We start from the raw sequence: 16,871 nt of genomic DNA on the forward strand, positions 1-16,871 counted from the left end.
AATTATTATCGATCGGTTTTGACAGGATTGCACAAAAAGCGATCGCTCTCCTCCAATTCCCGATTTGTCCGCAGGTAATCGCGCACGCGATCGCAAGCATAACTTAACAAATCCAAATTGAGAATTCGCTCTACATTCCACAGATTCAGGGTGTTATCCTCACTGACGGAAGCCACAAACTTTCCGTCAGGACTGTACGCCACTCCCCTAATTGCCGCAGTGTGACCCCTAAGCGTGGTTAGTTCCGTACCGTCGAGTTTCCACAACTTCACCGTGTTGTCTACACTGCCAGAAGCGATAATTTGACTATCGGGACTAAACGCCACTCCCCATACTGCTGCTGTGTGACCTGAAAGCGTTCTGAGTAATTTACCGTCAACTGTCCATAGCTTAACGGTTTTGTCTCCACTGCTAGAAGCGATGATATTACCTTGACGGTTAAAAGCAACTCTCCAAACTGCCGCAGTGTGACCTCGGAAAGTTCTCACCAAACTACCGTCAAGCTTCCACAACTTTACAGTACCATCTCCGCCTGCGGAGGCAACTAACTGACCGTCAGGACTAAATGCTACCTGCCAAACAGGAGCGTGATGTCCGGTCATGGTATGCAATAATGTACCGTCGCGCCGCCAAAGCTTAATCGTATTATCTAGACTTCCCGTAGCAATAATTTGAGCGTCTGGACTGAAAGCGACTGTAAAAACGGTAGCTTGATGACCTGTTAAAGTTGCGATCGCTTTCCCATTTCGCTGCCAAATATTTACCTTATTATCGTTTCTGGTAGCAGAAATTAAGTTGCCATTCGCACCGCTAGCAACACCAACACCATAAATTGCCGCGTTTTCTCCAGTGAAAGTCGCCAACAATTTGCCTTCCCGACTCCAAAGTTTAACTGTACCGTCTTCGCTACAAGTAGCGATCATCGAACTATCGCCACTGATATCGATTCCCCAAATTCCACCTTTATGGGCAGTAATCGTTGTCTGTAAGGGATTTTGACTTTCCCACAATCTGACGGTGTTTTCTGCACCCGCCGAAGCAATATAGCTGCCGTCGGGACTCCAAGCTACATCCCAAATCGACGCACTGTGACCTCTAAAGGTAGCCAGTTCTGTACCGTCAATATGCCAAATTTTGACAGTTTTATCCCGACTTGCAGAGACGATTTTTTCGCCGTCGGGACTGAACACCGCTGAAGATACGACAGCAGTATGACCTACAAGCGTCCTCCGCAAAGTACCGTCAAGCTGCCAAAGTTTTACAGTTTTATCTCCACTTGCCGAAACAATTGTTTTACCGTCGGGACTAAACGCCACTGAAGATACGACGGCAGTATGACCTACAAGCGTCCTCAGCAAAGTACCGTCAAGCTTCCAGAGTTTTATGGTTTTGTCTCCACTTGTGGATGCAATTATTTTGCCATCGGGACTAAATGCAACTGAAGTTAAGGCACCACCAGTACGAGCCGGGAAAGTTTTTAATAAAGTACCGTCTAACTTCCAGAGTTTCACAGTGTCATCCTGACTTGCAGAGGCAATTATTTGACCGTCTGGACTAAAAGCAAGTCCCCACACGGCAAGACTGTGACCCGGAAAACTTTTCAGCAAAGTGCCATCCAACTTCCAGATTTTTACGGTATCATCGTCACCTCCAGAAGCAATTAACTGACCGTCTGGGCTAAATTTGACTGTGCGAATGAGTGCTTGATGACCTTTGAGAGTGGCAATTTCCGTACCATCTCGCCGCCAAACTTTAATTGTTTTGTCTACGCTTGCCGAGGCAATTAGCTGGCTGTCAGGACTGATATTTACTGTCATCGCAGCCGCTTGATGCCCGGAAAAACGGTTGTATTCATCTCCTTGATAAACGGCTTGTCTGAGTGCATTTTCAACTGTGCGATCGATACTCGCATCCGCCAATCCTAATCTTTGTAATTTTCGTTTAGCTTTGATTGCTTCTATCAGTGCGTCTAATCTTTGATTTGAGGCAAACAATCCCTCAGAAGAGGATACTAGCGCTCGAATTTCACTAATTCTGGCTTGACGTTCACTTTCGGTTGCTCGGCGATACTGAAAATAAGTTATCACTCCTAATCCGCTGGCAATCAAAAATGCGAAGCTGACTCCAAACAGCAATATTTTTTGTCGTTTAGCAGCTTTTCTTTCTTGAATTAATCGTCTGTGTTCTTCTGCTAGTCTTGCTTCCACTTCTTTGGTTCTTTCTGCTTCTAGAACGAGTTGGACTTCTTGGCGATCGAGTTCTTGACTGGCAGCTAAAAATTGATAATCCAAGTCGCTCAAACTTTTTCCCTGCGCCCAAATTTGAGCATCTTTCAAAGCTTGCCCTCGCAATAATCGGGAAGTATCTGTTTCTTTTGATGCCAACCAAGCATCAAATAGTTGAGAGTATGGGCGCAGTTTACCTAATTGCTTTTCTACCCATTCGAGGTTGAATACTTCTTGGTAAATTCGATTTTTTACCTGCAAATATCCTTGTTGTTTGACGACTAATCCCGATAGCAATAGTTCGATTTGCTCTCGACTGTCGTCTGTCCGTACTGCGACAGCTTGTAATATTTGCTGGTAAATTCCGAGCAATCTGCCTGCACGTTGTTCGTTGCGAAGGATGCGATCGCGAATTGTTTTCAAATGTTCTGGCTCGTCTTGAGATTCCCATTTATCGATAACTTGCCCTCTTCCCACCGATTCAACAAAAAATCCTTCTGTTCCTGGTGATATTTTTAAATCGCCGCTGCGGGATTTTTTAGCAGTTCTTACTACCAAATCGCATATTTTTTGAGTTAGAAATGGTTGCCCTTCCGTCCAAGTTAAAATTTCTCTTAGAACTGCTGGGGGATTGGTTACTATATTTTCTAATCCTTTAGCTAGCGGCTGTGCTTCCTCCAAGTTAAACCCTTGCAGATCGATCGCTCGTCCGATATTAAAAGGAGTCCGATTTTTATCTGCGATTAAATCGCTGGGCGTAGCTACTCCAAAAATAGCAAAGGTAATGCGGTTATATTGCGGATTGATAGCACGTTGGTTATAACAATACCTGATTAAGGCAAAAAAGTCATCGACGGGAAAATCTAAACTTAAAATACTATCAATTTCATCGACAAATATAAAAATTCGCTCCTGGGGAAATCTCACCAATAAGATTTCTTCTATAAATTGACTCAATCTTTGCAGGAGGGAAATCTCTTCTTGTTCCTGCCACCAAGTTTTTAAATTAAGTTGTCCTAATAGATTGAATCCGCGCCACAAATCCCCCACAATTCCTTTGTACCATTGTAGGGGAGTGATATTTTCGCTGCCGATGCGAGTCATGTCGATCGTACTGCACAGAAAACCTTCCTCTTGCAGTCGGTGTAGGGTATGTACCAACAGGGAAGATTTACCCATTTGGCGGGAGTTGAGGACGTAACAAAACTCGCCATTTTTTAAGGCTTCATATAGTTCGTCATCGGCTTTTCGTTTGACGTAGGTGGGTGCATCTGTGTTGAGACTGCCGCCTACTTGGTATTTAACATTGTTCATCAGAAGTGCTGGGTGTTGAGTTGGCTCATTTCTCCGGCTTCAAAGGAGAAGTCCGAGATCTTGTTATCTAAACGATTGGCAGGCATAAACCAGTTCGTCTGGTTGTCAAATTTGCTTCACATCCCACAAAATGATTGTGCGATCGATAAGTTTTCTAGTGGAGATGTCGGAAGTATGAGACAGCAGAGATCGGGAGGCACTCAGGAAAACCCATAAATTTATTTACGAGTTTCTACTTACGTGCCAGGGTACAAATATTTTATCCGGGAAGCAACGGAACAAACAGTCTACCCCATCAGGGACATCTGCGATCGCGATTTGGTCGATCGCCTAGAGTAGATGCCAGAGGTGACCCGCCACAAAATTGCCAAACTATTGAGTAGGTTGACCAACTAGCCCTGTCAGCTTTTTTTCCGATCTATCAAGATTTTTCTATCTTCCCGTCGTTTTTGCAACAAATTTTTTACTAATTGTTCTGAGCGATCGCACAATTCGCCCAATCCTTACAAATTATTATAATTTTAGTACAATTAAGATATGCTTAGCTTAGGTTGATTTGATTATTCTCCCAACTGTGCTGTGCAATTTTTACAAAAAGAATATTAACCTTATGCAAATTATTCCTGGCTACATAATTACCGAAAAAATCTACGAAAACTTTAAAACGGTTGTTTATAAAGCATATAACCATGAAGCTCAAGAAGCTGTCATCGTAAAAATACCTAGAGCTACGCATCCTACGTGGGAAGAAATTATTTGTTTGAAAAATGAATACGAAATTTCTAAAAACCTGGACATACCGGGGATAGTCAAACCTTACAAATTGGCGAATTACCCGCACGGGTTAGCTCTTATATTAGAATATTTTGACGGCGAATCTCTGGAACAATTTGCTGTGGGAAAAACCCTGGAAACAATTGGTTTTTTAAAAATTGCGATCGCGCTGGCCGATACACTTAATAGAATTCATAGCAATTTGGTAATTCATAAAGACATCAAACCGCATAATATTTTGGTAAATCCCCAGACATTAGAAACAAAAATCACAGATTTTAGCATTGCATCGCGGCTGACAAGAGAAAACTTATACTTAAGTAACTGTAATTCTCTAGAGGGTACGCTTGCCTATATATCACCAGAACAAACTGGTCGAATGAACCGGAATATTGACTACCGCACTGACCTTTATTCATTAGGAGTCACATTTTATGAAATATTGACCGGGCAGTTACCGTTTGATAGTACAGACCCATTGGAATTAATACATTGTCATATTGCCAAACAACCCTTGCCACCAAACAAGCGGATTAGTAATATTCCCGAAGCTGTTTCCGATACGATCGTCAAGTTATTAGCTAAAAATGCTGAAGATCGATACCAAAGCGCTTTAGGATTAAAAGCAGACTTAGAACTTTGTTTAGATCGGCTATTAGCCACTGGCCAAATTCTAAATTTTTCTCCCGGTCATTGGGATAAAGCCAGCCAATTTCTGATTCCGCAGAAACTTTACGGACGAGAGAAAGAAGTAGCCAGTTTGATGGAGGCTTTTGAAAGAGTCAGTAACCCCCGCCTTTCACCGGAGCGATCGGGAAATGAAAGCGGGATAGAGATGATGCTCGTAAGCGGCTATTCCGGGATTGGCAAATCTTCCTTAGTGAATGAAGTTCATAAACCGATTGTGCGTCAGCGAGGATATTTTATCGCTGGTAAGTTCGATCAATTTAAGCGGAATATACCTTATGTTTCTGTAGTCAGCGCCTTTCAAGATTTGATTCGGCAGTTGTTGACGGAAAGTAAAGAAAATATTGCTGGCTGGAAAAATAAAATATTAGATGCCCTTGCTTCCAACGGTCAGATAATTATTGATGTGATACCGGAAGTCGAATTGATTGTAGGGCCACAGCCACCTGTGCCGCAGTTGGGGCCAGCCGAATCGCAAAATCGATTTAATCGGGTATTTCAGCAATTTATACAAGTATTTACCAAACCAGAACATCCCCTCGTCCTATTTTTAGATGATTTACAATGGGCGGATTCAGCATCTCTGAAATTGATTCAGGTGCTAATGACGAATCCGGATAGCAAATATTTGTTGCTGATGGGAGCGTATCGAGATAACGAAGTCAGCGCGACTCATCCATTGATGCTGACTTTAGAGGAAATTCTCAAAGCTGGTGCGATCGTCAATAATATTATCTTGCGCCCTTTGAATATGGAAAATGCCAGCCAATTAGTAGCGGATACGCTTGGCGATCGCACCCACAGATCCCAGCCGCTAGCCGATTTAGTTTACAACAAAACTCAAGGCAATCCCTTCTTTTTGACTCAGATGCTCACCTCGCTTTACCAGGAAAAGTTATTAAACTTTGATTTTAGTAGCGGGATGTGGCAGTGGGATATCGCCCAGATTCAAGCGATCGGTATCACCGATTATAACGTAGTCGAATTAATCGCTAAAAATATTCAGAAACTGTCGGAGGAGACGCAAACTGTCTTAAAATTAGCTGCCTGTGTTGGCAATCAATTTAACTTAGACGTTTTGGCAATTGTCAATGAAAAATGTCAGTCAGCTACAGCTGCCGATTTATGGGAAGCGCTGCAAGCCGGGTTGATTTTACCTCTTAGCAATGCCTACAAAATACCGCTGTTACTTGAAGAAGACAGCGGGGCGGCTTTAACGTTCGATCGTGTGAAGGTTAGCTACAAATTTTTGCACGATCGCGTGCAGCAAGCAGCCTATTCTCTGATTCCCGAAGAGCGGAAAAAAGAAACCCATCTCAAAATTGGCCAACTGCTGCTGAAAAATACTAATCCAGAAGAACGGAAAGAAAATATTTTTGCTTTAGTTAACCAACTGAATTTCGGGACAGACTTAATCGCCTGTGAAGAAGAAAAATATGAGTTGGCTGAGTTAAATTTTATTGCGGGTCAGAAAGCGAAGGCGGCGACAGCTTACGAACCAGCTATCAGGTATTTAAATGTTGGGCTAGAACTGCTGGGCGCAGATAGTTGGCAAAGTCACTACGAGTTGACATTGAATCTATATTTAGAAGCAGCAGAAGTAGAATATTTGAATATTAACTTTGAGCGATCGGCTACTTTAGCTGACACCATTTTACAACAGGCCACTAACCTGCTCGATAAAATCAAAGTCTACGAGATCCAAATACAGTTTTACATGGCTCAAAACCAGATGCTTACAGCCATGAATACTGGCTTGCAAGCACTGGAGATGCTAGGTGTTAGTCTATCAAGTCCGCCGAGTAGCGATCGTTGGGTGGTTGATTTGCCTGAACTGGAAGACTTAGAAAATCTTCCCGCTATGACAGATCCCTATCACCTAGCAACTCTGCGCCTACTCATAAGCGTTGTCGCTCCTGCTACTATGGCAAAGCCAGAAATTTTGCCGCTGCTGGTATTGACTCAAGTCAATTTTTGTATCGAACACGGCTGTTCGGCACAAGCTGCTGTTTCCTATGCTTTTTATGGCATGATCTTGTGTGCGATAATAGGTAAAGTGGATGCCGGATACAAGTCTGGGCAACTAGCTTTGAGGCTGTTACAGAGATTTGATGCCAGAGAACTTCAATCTAAAGTCTATAACCTATTTAACCTTTTTATCAGACCTTGGAAAGAGCATACTAAGGAAACTATTACCCCGTTTTTGCAGGGTTTTCAAAGTGGATTGGAAACTGGTGATTTAGAGTTTGCTTGCTATTGTATTAATAACTATTGCTCTCATATGTTTTGGTTGGGAGAACGAGTTGAATTAGTTGAAAAACAGCAACATCAATACCTTAATCTCCAGTTAAGCTTCAAGCAAGAATACTCTATTAATTATGCAAAAATCTGGAGACAATTGAGCTTAAAGATTTCCGGTGCGGAAAGTGGATACCTATTAATTGGGAGCAGTTTTGATGAGTCGGAGAGCTTGCCAGTTTTTTTAGAACTTAATAATCCGATTTTGCTTTTTGCTATTTATTTTGCCAAAAGTTTTCTATTTTATTTGTTTAGAAATTATACTGAAGCTGTTGCCAATGCCGAGTTAGCAGCAAAATACGCTGCGCCTGTGATGGGTTGGATAGTAAGTTTTGCTGCTTACAATTTTTACTATTCTCTTGCTCTTCTGGCTGTGTATCGCCAGGGAGATTGTGAAACAGAGGATCGGCAACAAGAATTGCTCAAACAAGTGGAGGAAAATCAGGAAAAGATGCGGAAGTGGGCAGAATACGCCCCCTGCAATTTCCAACACAAGTACGAGCTAGTGGAAGCAGAGAAAGCACGGGTATTAGGACAAATTTTAGCAGCGATGGAGTATTACGATCGCGCCATCAGCGGAGCCAAGGAACAAGGATACATTCAAGAAGAAGCACTGGCTAATGAACTAGCAGCAGAGTTTTATTTTTCCCTTGGTCGAAAAAAGGTAGGTCAGACATATTTGATGGAAGCATACTATGGCTATATTCGTTGGGGAGCGATGGCAAAAGTCAAAAATTTAGAATTAAGATATACCCAAATATTAGCTCAAATAATCAAAACAGAAGCGCCAATTTTTAATCTAACAAAAACAACAACTTTGACGAATAGTATTGCTTCAGATAAGTTAGATTTTGCCACAGTAATCAAAGCTTCACAAGCCGTTACGGATGAAATTGTTTTGGATAGATTGCTAGATAAATTATTGAATATCGCGATGGAAAATGCGGGAGCCCAAAAAAGTTGCCTTATTTTAGAGAAAAATGGTCAACTCTTAATAGAGGCTACTGGTAGTGTAGAGCAAGACGGGGTTGTAATGCTGTCATCAATACCAGTTTCTTGCAGTCAGCATTTGCCGATATGCCTGATAAATTTTGTAGCTAGGACTTGTGAAAGCGTAGTTTTGAATGATGCGGCAAAAGAAGGGAGATTTACCGCAGATCCTTATATCGTCAAAAATCAACCGAAATCGATTTTATGCGTACCGATTATCAATCAAAGTAAATCGATCGGCATTCTTTATTTAGAAAATAACTTGACCGCTGGTGCATTCACTCCCGGACGTTTGGAAGTCATTAAGATCCTTTCTTCCCAAGCAGCTATTTCTCTAAAAAATGCTATGTTGTATAACAATTTAGAAGGTGCAACTGAAAACTTAAAACAAGCCAACGAGCAGTTAGAAGATTACAGCAAAACTTTGGAACGACGGGTGGACGAGAGGACGCTGGAATTAAGGGAAAAAAATCAGCAGTTACAACAAACTTTGCAAGAATTACAGCAAACTCAGACTCAGTTGATTCAAAATGAAAAAATGTCTTCTCTGGGGCAGTTGGTTGCTGGTGTCGCTCACGAAATTAACAATCCAGTTAACTTTATCTATGGCAATCTTAACCATGCTAGGCAGTATCTTGAAGACCTCTTACACCTGATTGAGGTTTATGACAAATACTCCAATAAGTCACCTGAAATTGAAGCTGAAATTGAAGCGAGCGATTTTGAATTTGTCAGAACGGACTTCTCGAAAATTATAGATTCCATGCAGGTAGGGGCCGATCGCATTCGTCAGATTGTGCTGTCATTGCGAAACTTCTCCCGCCTAGATGAAGCGGATATGAAATCTGTGGATATTCATTCGGGCATCGATAGCTCTTTGTTGATTTTACAGCATCGCCTCAAAGAAAAGGCAGGAAATCCACCAATTGAAGTTATCAAAAAGTACGGTCAGCTTCCGAAAGTCGAGTGTTATCCAGGGCAACTGAACCAGGTATTTATGAATATACTGACCAATGCTATTGATGCTCTATACGACCGGGAATATACAGACAAAAATTCGGTACACCCTAAGCAATCACCTTACATCCGAATTTGCACGGATGTGCTGGATAACGGTTGGGTGCTGATCGAAATAGCAGATAACGGCCCTGGTATGAGGGAAGAGATCCGCCAAAAGTTATTTGACCCCTTCTTTACCACAAAACCTGTCGGTTCTGGCACTGGGTTGGGTTTATCTATTAGCTATCAGATCGTGGTGGAAAAACACGGCGGTAAACTCAAATGTTCCTCAGTGCCGGGAAAGGGGGCGGAGTTCGTTATTGAAATTCCGGTCAAGCAGCAGAGAAAGGGGTTAGGGGTTAGGGGTTAGGAAAAAAAAATTTATTTTTTGTTAAATTGTTAAACTTTTCCTGAAACTGGGAATAATATAAACTACCAGGGATGTAGCGCCTATAAATAGTCGCAAAGTTGAGCGCGTTAAAAAGTCGCGTTTGCTTTTCATAGATCGTCAAACGCCACCTACCACAAACTTACTAAAAAATATACCTTTTGGGGGATGCGGTAACGCCATTTGGTTGAAATTGCTTTCACCCGAAAGATCGGCTTGATGGTTAAAAATAGCGCGAGCGACGATTTTTAGGGAGGCATTTATGTTTTGGTTGTTTAAATTACAAATAAAAGCTATAACCTCATGTCAGGCAATTTTAGGGATGCTTCTATCGATCGGCTGTTTGAGGAGCAAGTAGAGCAAACGCCCTCTTCGATCGCCGTAGTTTTTGAACGCGAACAGCTGACTTATCAAGAACTGAATCAACGAGCGAATCAGCTAGCACATTATCTGCGAAATCTGGGCGTGAAACCAGAAGTGCTGGTGGGGATATGCCTCGATCGCTCTTTAGAAATGGTCGTCGCGATTTTGGGCGTCCTGAAAGCTGGTGGGGCATATTTACCGCTAGACCCCGCTTATCCGAAAGAGCGCTTGGCTTTTATGTTGCAAGACGCACGAGTTTCGGTGTTGCTGACTCAGGAAAAGTTACTGGCACAATTGCCCGATTTGACTGCGCTTGCACCAGAGGATTCGCAACAGCAACATCCCGCAGTTATTTGTTTGGATAAAGACTGGGAAAATATCGATCGCAACAGCAAAAATAACCCCGACAAACTTGTCAAGCCGGACAACTTAGCTTACGTTATCTACACTTCAGGTTCTACAGGTAAACCCAAAGGAGTATTAGTAGAACACGAAGGTTTGTGCAATTTAGCGATCGCGCAAATTCAAACCTTTGACGTACAACCAAACAGTCGCGTTCTGCAATTCGCTTCCTTCAGCTTCGATGCTTGCGTATCGGAAATTTTCATGGCATTAATTGCAGGCGCAACGTTAGTTTTGGGAACGCGGGATGCTTTAATGCCGGGACAAGGTTTAATTAAACTGTTGCGCGAGAAAGAAATTACTACAGTTACCTTACCGCCGTCAGCACTTGCAGTTTTGCCAGTCGAAGAATTACCATCTTTGCGATCGCTAATTATTGCGGGAGAAGCTTGTCCTCCCGATATCGTCGCACGTTGGGCGAACAATCGTCGCTTTTTCAACGCTTATGGGCCAACAGAAGCTACCGTTTGTGCAACGATCGCCGAATGCACAGCAAACGGTAAGAAACCGCCGATCGGTCGCCCGATTCTCAACAAAGAAGTATATATATTAGATGAGCAATTACAGCCAGTTTCAGTTGGCGTTCCCGGTGAGTTATATATCGGTGGTATTGGCATAGCACGAGGCTATCTCAACCGTCCGGAATTAACTAGCGCTCGCTTTATTCCCAATCCATTTTTAAATAATTCCGAATCAAACTCAAAACTATACAAAACTGGAGATTTAGCTTGCTATTTACCTGATGGAAACATCGAATTTCTGGGAAGAATTGACGAACAGGTAAAAGTTCGCGGCTATCGGATCGAACTGGGTGAAATCGAAGCAACCCTGCGCCAACATCCAGGCGTACAAACTGCGGCGGTGACGGCGCGAGAAGATGTACCCGGACAAAAACGTTTAGTCGCTTATTTAGTGCAAAATCCCGATTATGAGGGCGAGCGAGCAGAAGCTGAATATATCGAACAATGGCAAGCTGTTTCTGACGAAACTTATAGCCAAACTTCTGTAGAACAAGACGCAACATTTAATGTAGCTGGTTGGAATAGCAGTTACACAGGAAAGCCGATTCCAGAAGAAGAAATGCGCGAATGGGTAGAACAAACAGTCGATCGCATTCTGGCTTTACAACCCAATCGCGTCTTAGAACTCGGTTGCGGTACGGGGATGTTGCTATTCCGAATTGCTCCCCAATGCACCTTATATTTTGGTGCTGATTTCTCGCAAGAAGTGGTGCGATATCTGCACAAACAATTAGAAAAAAGAGAACAAAAGTTACCGCAAGTCATTCTCAGTCACAGAACCGCAGATAACTTTGAGGGAATTGAGGCGGGAGATTTCGATACGGTAATTCTGAATTCTGTTAGTCAGAACTTTCCCAGTATCGAATATCTTTTGCAGGTTTTGGAAGGAGCGGTAAAGGCGGTTAAACCGGGTGGGAGCATTTTTGTGGGAGATGTCCGCAGTTTGCCGCTGCTGGAAGCTTACCACACATCGGTTCAACTCGATCGAGCAGCAGAAGAATTGGAGCGATCGCAACTTTTACAGAAAGTGCGATCGCGCTTAGCTCAAGAAGAAGAATTGGTCATCGCTCCAGCCTTTTTCACTGCACTTAAACAGCATTTACCTCAAATTAGCGATGTTCAAATTCAACTCAAGCGCGGCGTTCACCATAACGAATTAACTCGTTTCCGTTACGATGTAACTCTCCACATTGGCAACGAAGTTATCCCCAACGCCGATATTTTTTGGTTAGATTGGCAACAGCAAAAACTCACTTTGCCAGCATTTCTCCAGCTGCTAGTAAAAACCAATCCCGAAATTTTAGGATTGCGTGGCGTACCCAATGCACGTTTATTAACAGAAGTCAAGACTATTGAATGGTTAAATAGCTCTGATGGTTGCCAAACTGTCGGCGAATGGCGCGAAGAGTTATTGCAAAAATATGAGGGAACTGGATTAGATCCCGAACAGTTTTGGGCATTAAGCTGCGAATTACCTTATGCGATCGATATTACTTGGTCGAGTGAAATCGGCTGCTACGATGTGGTGTTGCAACGTCGAGGAAGTGTAGGAAAGTTCACCAATCACCAACTAACAACTACCCATGTACGGGCGAAGCATTTGGGCGACAATTCTTCCTTATTACCAAAAGATTTCTCGCCAAATGCTAATGCCTCCGGCACGCTAGCGCGAACGCCCCTACTACTACCTTGGAACGACTGCGCCAACAAACCGTTGCAAGCAAAAATTGCCCGCAAACTAATCCCACAATTACGCAGTTTCCTGCAAGAAAAACTGCCCGAATACATGGTGCCAGAACGCTTTGTAATGTTGGACGCCTTGCCTTTAACTCCCAACGGCAAAGTCGATCGCAAAGCACTGCCAATACCAGATTCTACCAGACCGGAATTAGAAGAAAACTTTGCAGAACCTCGCACGCCTGTCGAAAAAGTGTTGGCAGGAATTTGGGCAGAAATTTTGGGAGTGGAACGAGTTGGCATCAACGACAACTTTATAGAATTGGGCGGACAATCATTATTGGCAATTCAAATAATTTCTCGCGTGCGGGAAACTTACCAAGTAGAATTACCGCTGCGTTGCTTATTTGATGAACCTACCGTAGCGGGATTAGCTCAACAAATTGAGATCGCACGGCAAGAAAAACCGGGATTGCAACTTCCGGCGATCGCACCCATTTCTCGCAACCAAAACATACCTCTTTCTTTCCCCCAGCAAAGACTTTGGTTTTTTGAACAATTGGTGCCGGGAACTCCATTGTGTAACGAATCTGCCGACGTTCGCCTTCCTGGCGCGATCGATGTAGAAGCAATGGAAAAAAGCCTCAACGAAATTATCCGGCGTCACGAAATCTGGCGAACTACTTTTCCAGTGGTAGACGGACAACCAGTGCAAATTATTCACCCAGCGACTCATCTTAAATTGCGGGTGGTGGATCTCCAGCATCTTCCTTATTCGTCAAGAGAAGCAGAAGCGCTTCGGTTAGCAACAGAGGAAGTCAGACAACCTTTTGACTTAACAAAACTGCCGCTATTGCGAGCGAGTTTAATCAGATTGGGCGAGACAGAACATCGGTTATTCCTAACTCTGCATCACCTAATTTTTGATGGCGTTTCTCTATATAATGCTTTCCTGCAAGAATTGGCAGCACTTTACGAAGCATTCTGTGCGGGTAAACCTTCTCCCTTGCCAGACTTGCCAATTCAGTATGGCGATTATGCTTACTGGCAGCACCTATGTACCGAGGAATATTTGCAAAATCAGCTCGATTATTGGCAGCGGCAGTTAGCAGATTTACCAACATTACAAATGCCGACCGATCGACCTCGACCCGCAGCAGAAACTTTCCGAGGTGCGAGATATTCTCTAGCATTACCCAAACAGTTAAGCGAAGATATCAAAGCACTTAGCAGTCGGTCAGGAGTAACCTTGTTCATGACCCTGCTGGCAGCATTCAAAACTTTGCTGAGCAGATATGCTGGACAAGACGATATTCCCGTTGGTGTGGTTATCTCCGGTTCTAATCGTCCGGAAATTCAAGAACTGGTTGGCTTCTTTATTAATATTTTGGTTTTGCGTTCCGACCTTTCGGGAAATCCCAGTTTCCGACAATTATTAGAACGGGTGAAAGAAGTAACCTTGGGTGCTTATGCTAACCAAGATGTACCTTTCCAAAAGTTAGTGAAAGAACTGCGACCCGATCGTCATTTATCCGGACATCCCCTGTTTCAAGTTATGTTTCTCCTCGAACCGCCGACACCTGCATTAGATTCGGGGTGGAACCTCAGACCGCTAGATGTGGATACGGGTACGGCGAAGTTGGATTTAACTGTTTCCTTAGACGACAAACCAGAGGGATTGATCGGTTACTTCCAATACAATACAGATTTATTTGATGCGGCGACGATCGATCGCATGGCAGGACATTTTCAAACTTTGCTAGAAGGTATTGTCGCCAATCCCGATCGCCAACTCTCCGAATTACCTTTACTAACAGCAAAAGAGCAGCAATTGCTCCTAGAATGGAGAAGCGATCGTCAGATATCGGGAATAGAAAATAACTTAATTCCCAAAGATTCCTGCCTTCATCAATTGTTTGAGGCGCGAGTGCAGCAGACACCAGACGCCGTGGCGGTGGTTTTTGAGGGGACGCAGCTAACTTACCGACAACTGAATCGGCAAGCCAACCAATTGGCCCATTACCTGCAAAAATTGGGCGTTGGCCCAGACGTACTGGTGGGAATGTGCTTAGAACGTTCTTTGGAAACGATCGTAGGCATTCTGGGTATCCTGAAAGCTGGTGGGGCTTATGTCCCGTTAGATCCCGCCTATCCGGAAGAACGGCTGGCTTTGATGTTGGAAGACTCGCAAGTTTCGGTGTTGCTGACGCAGGCGCGGATCGCTAACACGCTGACCGCACAAAAAGCTAAAGTAGTTTGCTTAGATGCAGACTGGGAAACGATCGATCGAGAAAGCGATACTAACTCGAATAGTTCAGTAAAACCCGACAATTTAGCTTACGTTATTTACACTTCCGGTTCTACAGGCAAACCTAAAGGTGTGCTGGTAAATCACTCGAATGTAGTTCGTTTGTTTGCCGCGACAAATGAGTGGTTTGAATTTAACGAAGGGGATGTGTGGACGCTGTTCCATTCATCTGCATTTGACTTTTCAGTTTGGGAACTCTGGGGCGCTTTAATTTACGGTGGGCGTTTGGTAGTAGTGCCCTACTGGGTAAGTCGATCGCCCGAACAATTTTACAACCTTTTGTGCAGCGAAGGAGTAACAGTCCTCAATCAAACTCCTTCTGCTTTTCGCCAATTGATGCAGGTCGAGGAATCTTTGGGCGAAGTTAAAAAGCTGGCACTTCGCTTCGTAATATTTGGCGGAGAAGCTTTGGAAATCCAAAGTTTGAAACCTTGGTTCGATCGACACGGGGACGAGTTACCGCAGTTAGTCAATATGTACGGTATCACGGAAACAACTGTCCACGTCACCTATCGTCCGCTGACAAAGGCCGATCTTAACTGTAGGGGAAGTGCGATCGGTATTCCTATCCCCGACTTGCAAGTTTACATCCTCGATCGATACTTACAACCTGTACCTATTGGCGTTCCGGGTGAATTATATATCGGTGGTGCAGGTTTAGCGCGAGGCTATCTCAACCGTCCCGAATTGACTGCCCAAAAATTTATTTCCAACCCGTTTAATGATTTGGGATTGTCAGATTCCAGTCCCAATCCAAAATCGGAAAAACTCTACCAAACGGGAGATTTAGCGCGTTATCTGTCGGATGGTAAGATTGAATATCTAGGCCGCATAGATAACCAAGTGAAGATTCGCGGTTTCCGGATCGAGTTGGGAGAAATTGAGACAGTGTTGGGGAAACATCCCGACGTGCGGGAAACAGTAGTAATGGTTGGCGAAGATGTACCGGGCGATAAACGTTTGGTGGCATACATTGTTGCCAAACATCAGCCAGAAAGAGTGCCTTATCAAGCTTCGTGTTTGGTAGAATTTGGCGGTACAAATTCGGCAATAGCCCGCACAGAGGATATCTCATTCGGTGGTATTTGTCTGGAAAACGTGCCAGATATCGCTCCCGGTCAAGCTGTTCGACTGCATCTGCAACTACCCGGTTATAGCGAGGAAAGCTGGTTATCGGGAACTGTTGTTTGGCAGTACGAAGAACGCACGGGAATTGAATTTAAGCGGGAAGAAGAACAACAAAATATAGTTCGGGAAAGCGTTAAATACCTTTTGACAGATCGAGGCTTTTTGAAAGTTTGGCAACGCACGTTTACGTCAAAGTTGCGCGACTTCCTCAAGCAAAAGTTACCCGATTATATGGTGCCTTCCAATTTTGTAATTTTGGATGCTTTACCGCTAACTCCAAATGGTAAAATTGACCGTCGAGCGCTACTTGCGCTCGGACAAACAATACCCGATCGCGTGCAGGTAAAAACAATTGCAGACTGCGATAAAGGAGAGAACAACCAAGAATTTTCGGAGGGAATAATTACTGATAAACTCCCCACCGAGTTGCCAGCAGATTTTGTTGCGCCTCGCAATGAAACCGAGCAAGTAGTAGCTGGAATATGGGCGGAAGTTCTCAGAGTCGAGAAAGTTAGCATTGATGATAACTTTTTGGATTTGGGCGGACATTCGTTATTAGCTACTCAGGTAATTGCTCGTTTGCAGGCTGCTTTCCAAATGGAATTACCTTTACGCACTCTTTTCGAGTCACCTACTGTGCGCGAACTTGCCGAGGCAATTACCAAGTTAAAAAGTAGTAAAAATCCCTTTCAAGCACCAACTATTACATCAGTTTCCCGCGCATCTTATCGCCAGAAACTATCCTCCCTCAAAAAGAGTAAGGAAGACTAGAGCGGTGGTAGGTAGTAATTAGTATT

3 protein-coding genes are annotated in these 16,871 nt (G+C 43.6%); 2 read left to right on the forward strand and 1 reads right to left on the reverse strand.

Annotation, left to right across the window (positions count from 1 at the left end):
* Window positions 1-5: 5 nt before the first annotated feature.
* Window positions 6-3,539 (reverse strand): WD40 domain-containing protein, encoded by a 3,534-nt coding sequence (locus H6G03_RS13390; protein WP_190464877.1) that lies wholly within the window; start codon window positions 3,537-3,539, stop codon window positions 6-8.
* A 610-nt stretch (window positions 3,540-4,149) separates the two neighbouring features.
* Between H6G03_RS13390 and H6G03_RS13395 the strand changes: the two genes are divergently transcribed.
* Entirely contained in the window at window positions 4,150-9,657 is a 5,508-nt protein-coding gene (locus H6G03_RS13395) for a trifunctional serine/threonine-protein kinase/ATP-binding protein/sensor histidine kinase (RefSeq protein WP_190464878.1), read from the forward strand.
* Between the two features lie 321 nt (window positions 9,658-9,978).
* A complete protein-coding gene (locus tag H6G03_RS38000; RefSeq protein WP_242060393.1) occupies window positions 9,979-16,845 on the forward strand; it encodes a non-ribosomal peptide synthetase in 6,867 nt (2,288 codons plus the stop codon).
* Window positions 16,846-16,871: the final 26 nt, after the last annotated feature.

The sequence above is a fragment of the Aerosakkonema funiforme FACHB-1375 genome (genome assembly GCF_014696265.1).
In the GTDB taxonomy this organism is placed as follows: domain Bacteria; phylum Cyanobacteriota; class Cyanobacteriia; order Cyanobacteriales; family Aerosakkonemataceae; genus Aerosakkonema; species Aerosakkonema funiforme_A.

Excerpts from the sequence above, each read along its gene's own strand:
- H6G03_RS13390 (WP_190464877.1), bottom strand. The coding sequence starts at position 3,539 with ATGAACAATGTTAAATACCAAGTAGGCGGCAGTCTCAACACAGATGCA.
- H6G03_RS13395 (WP_190464878.1), top strand. The coding sequence starts at position 4,150 with ATGCAAATTATTCCTGGCTACATAATTACCGAAAAAATCTACGAAAAC.
- H6G03_RS38000 (WP_242060393.1), top strand. The coding sequence starts at position 9,979 with ATGTCAGGCAATTTTAGGGATGCTTCTATCGATCGGCTGTTTGAGGAG.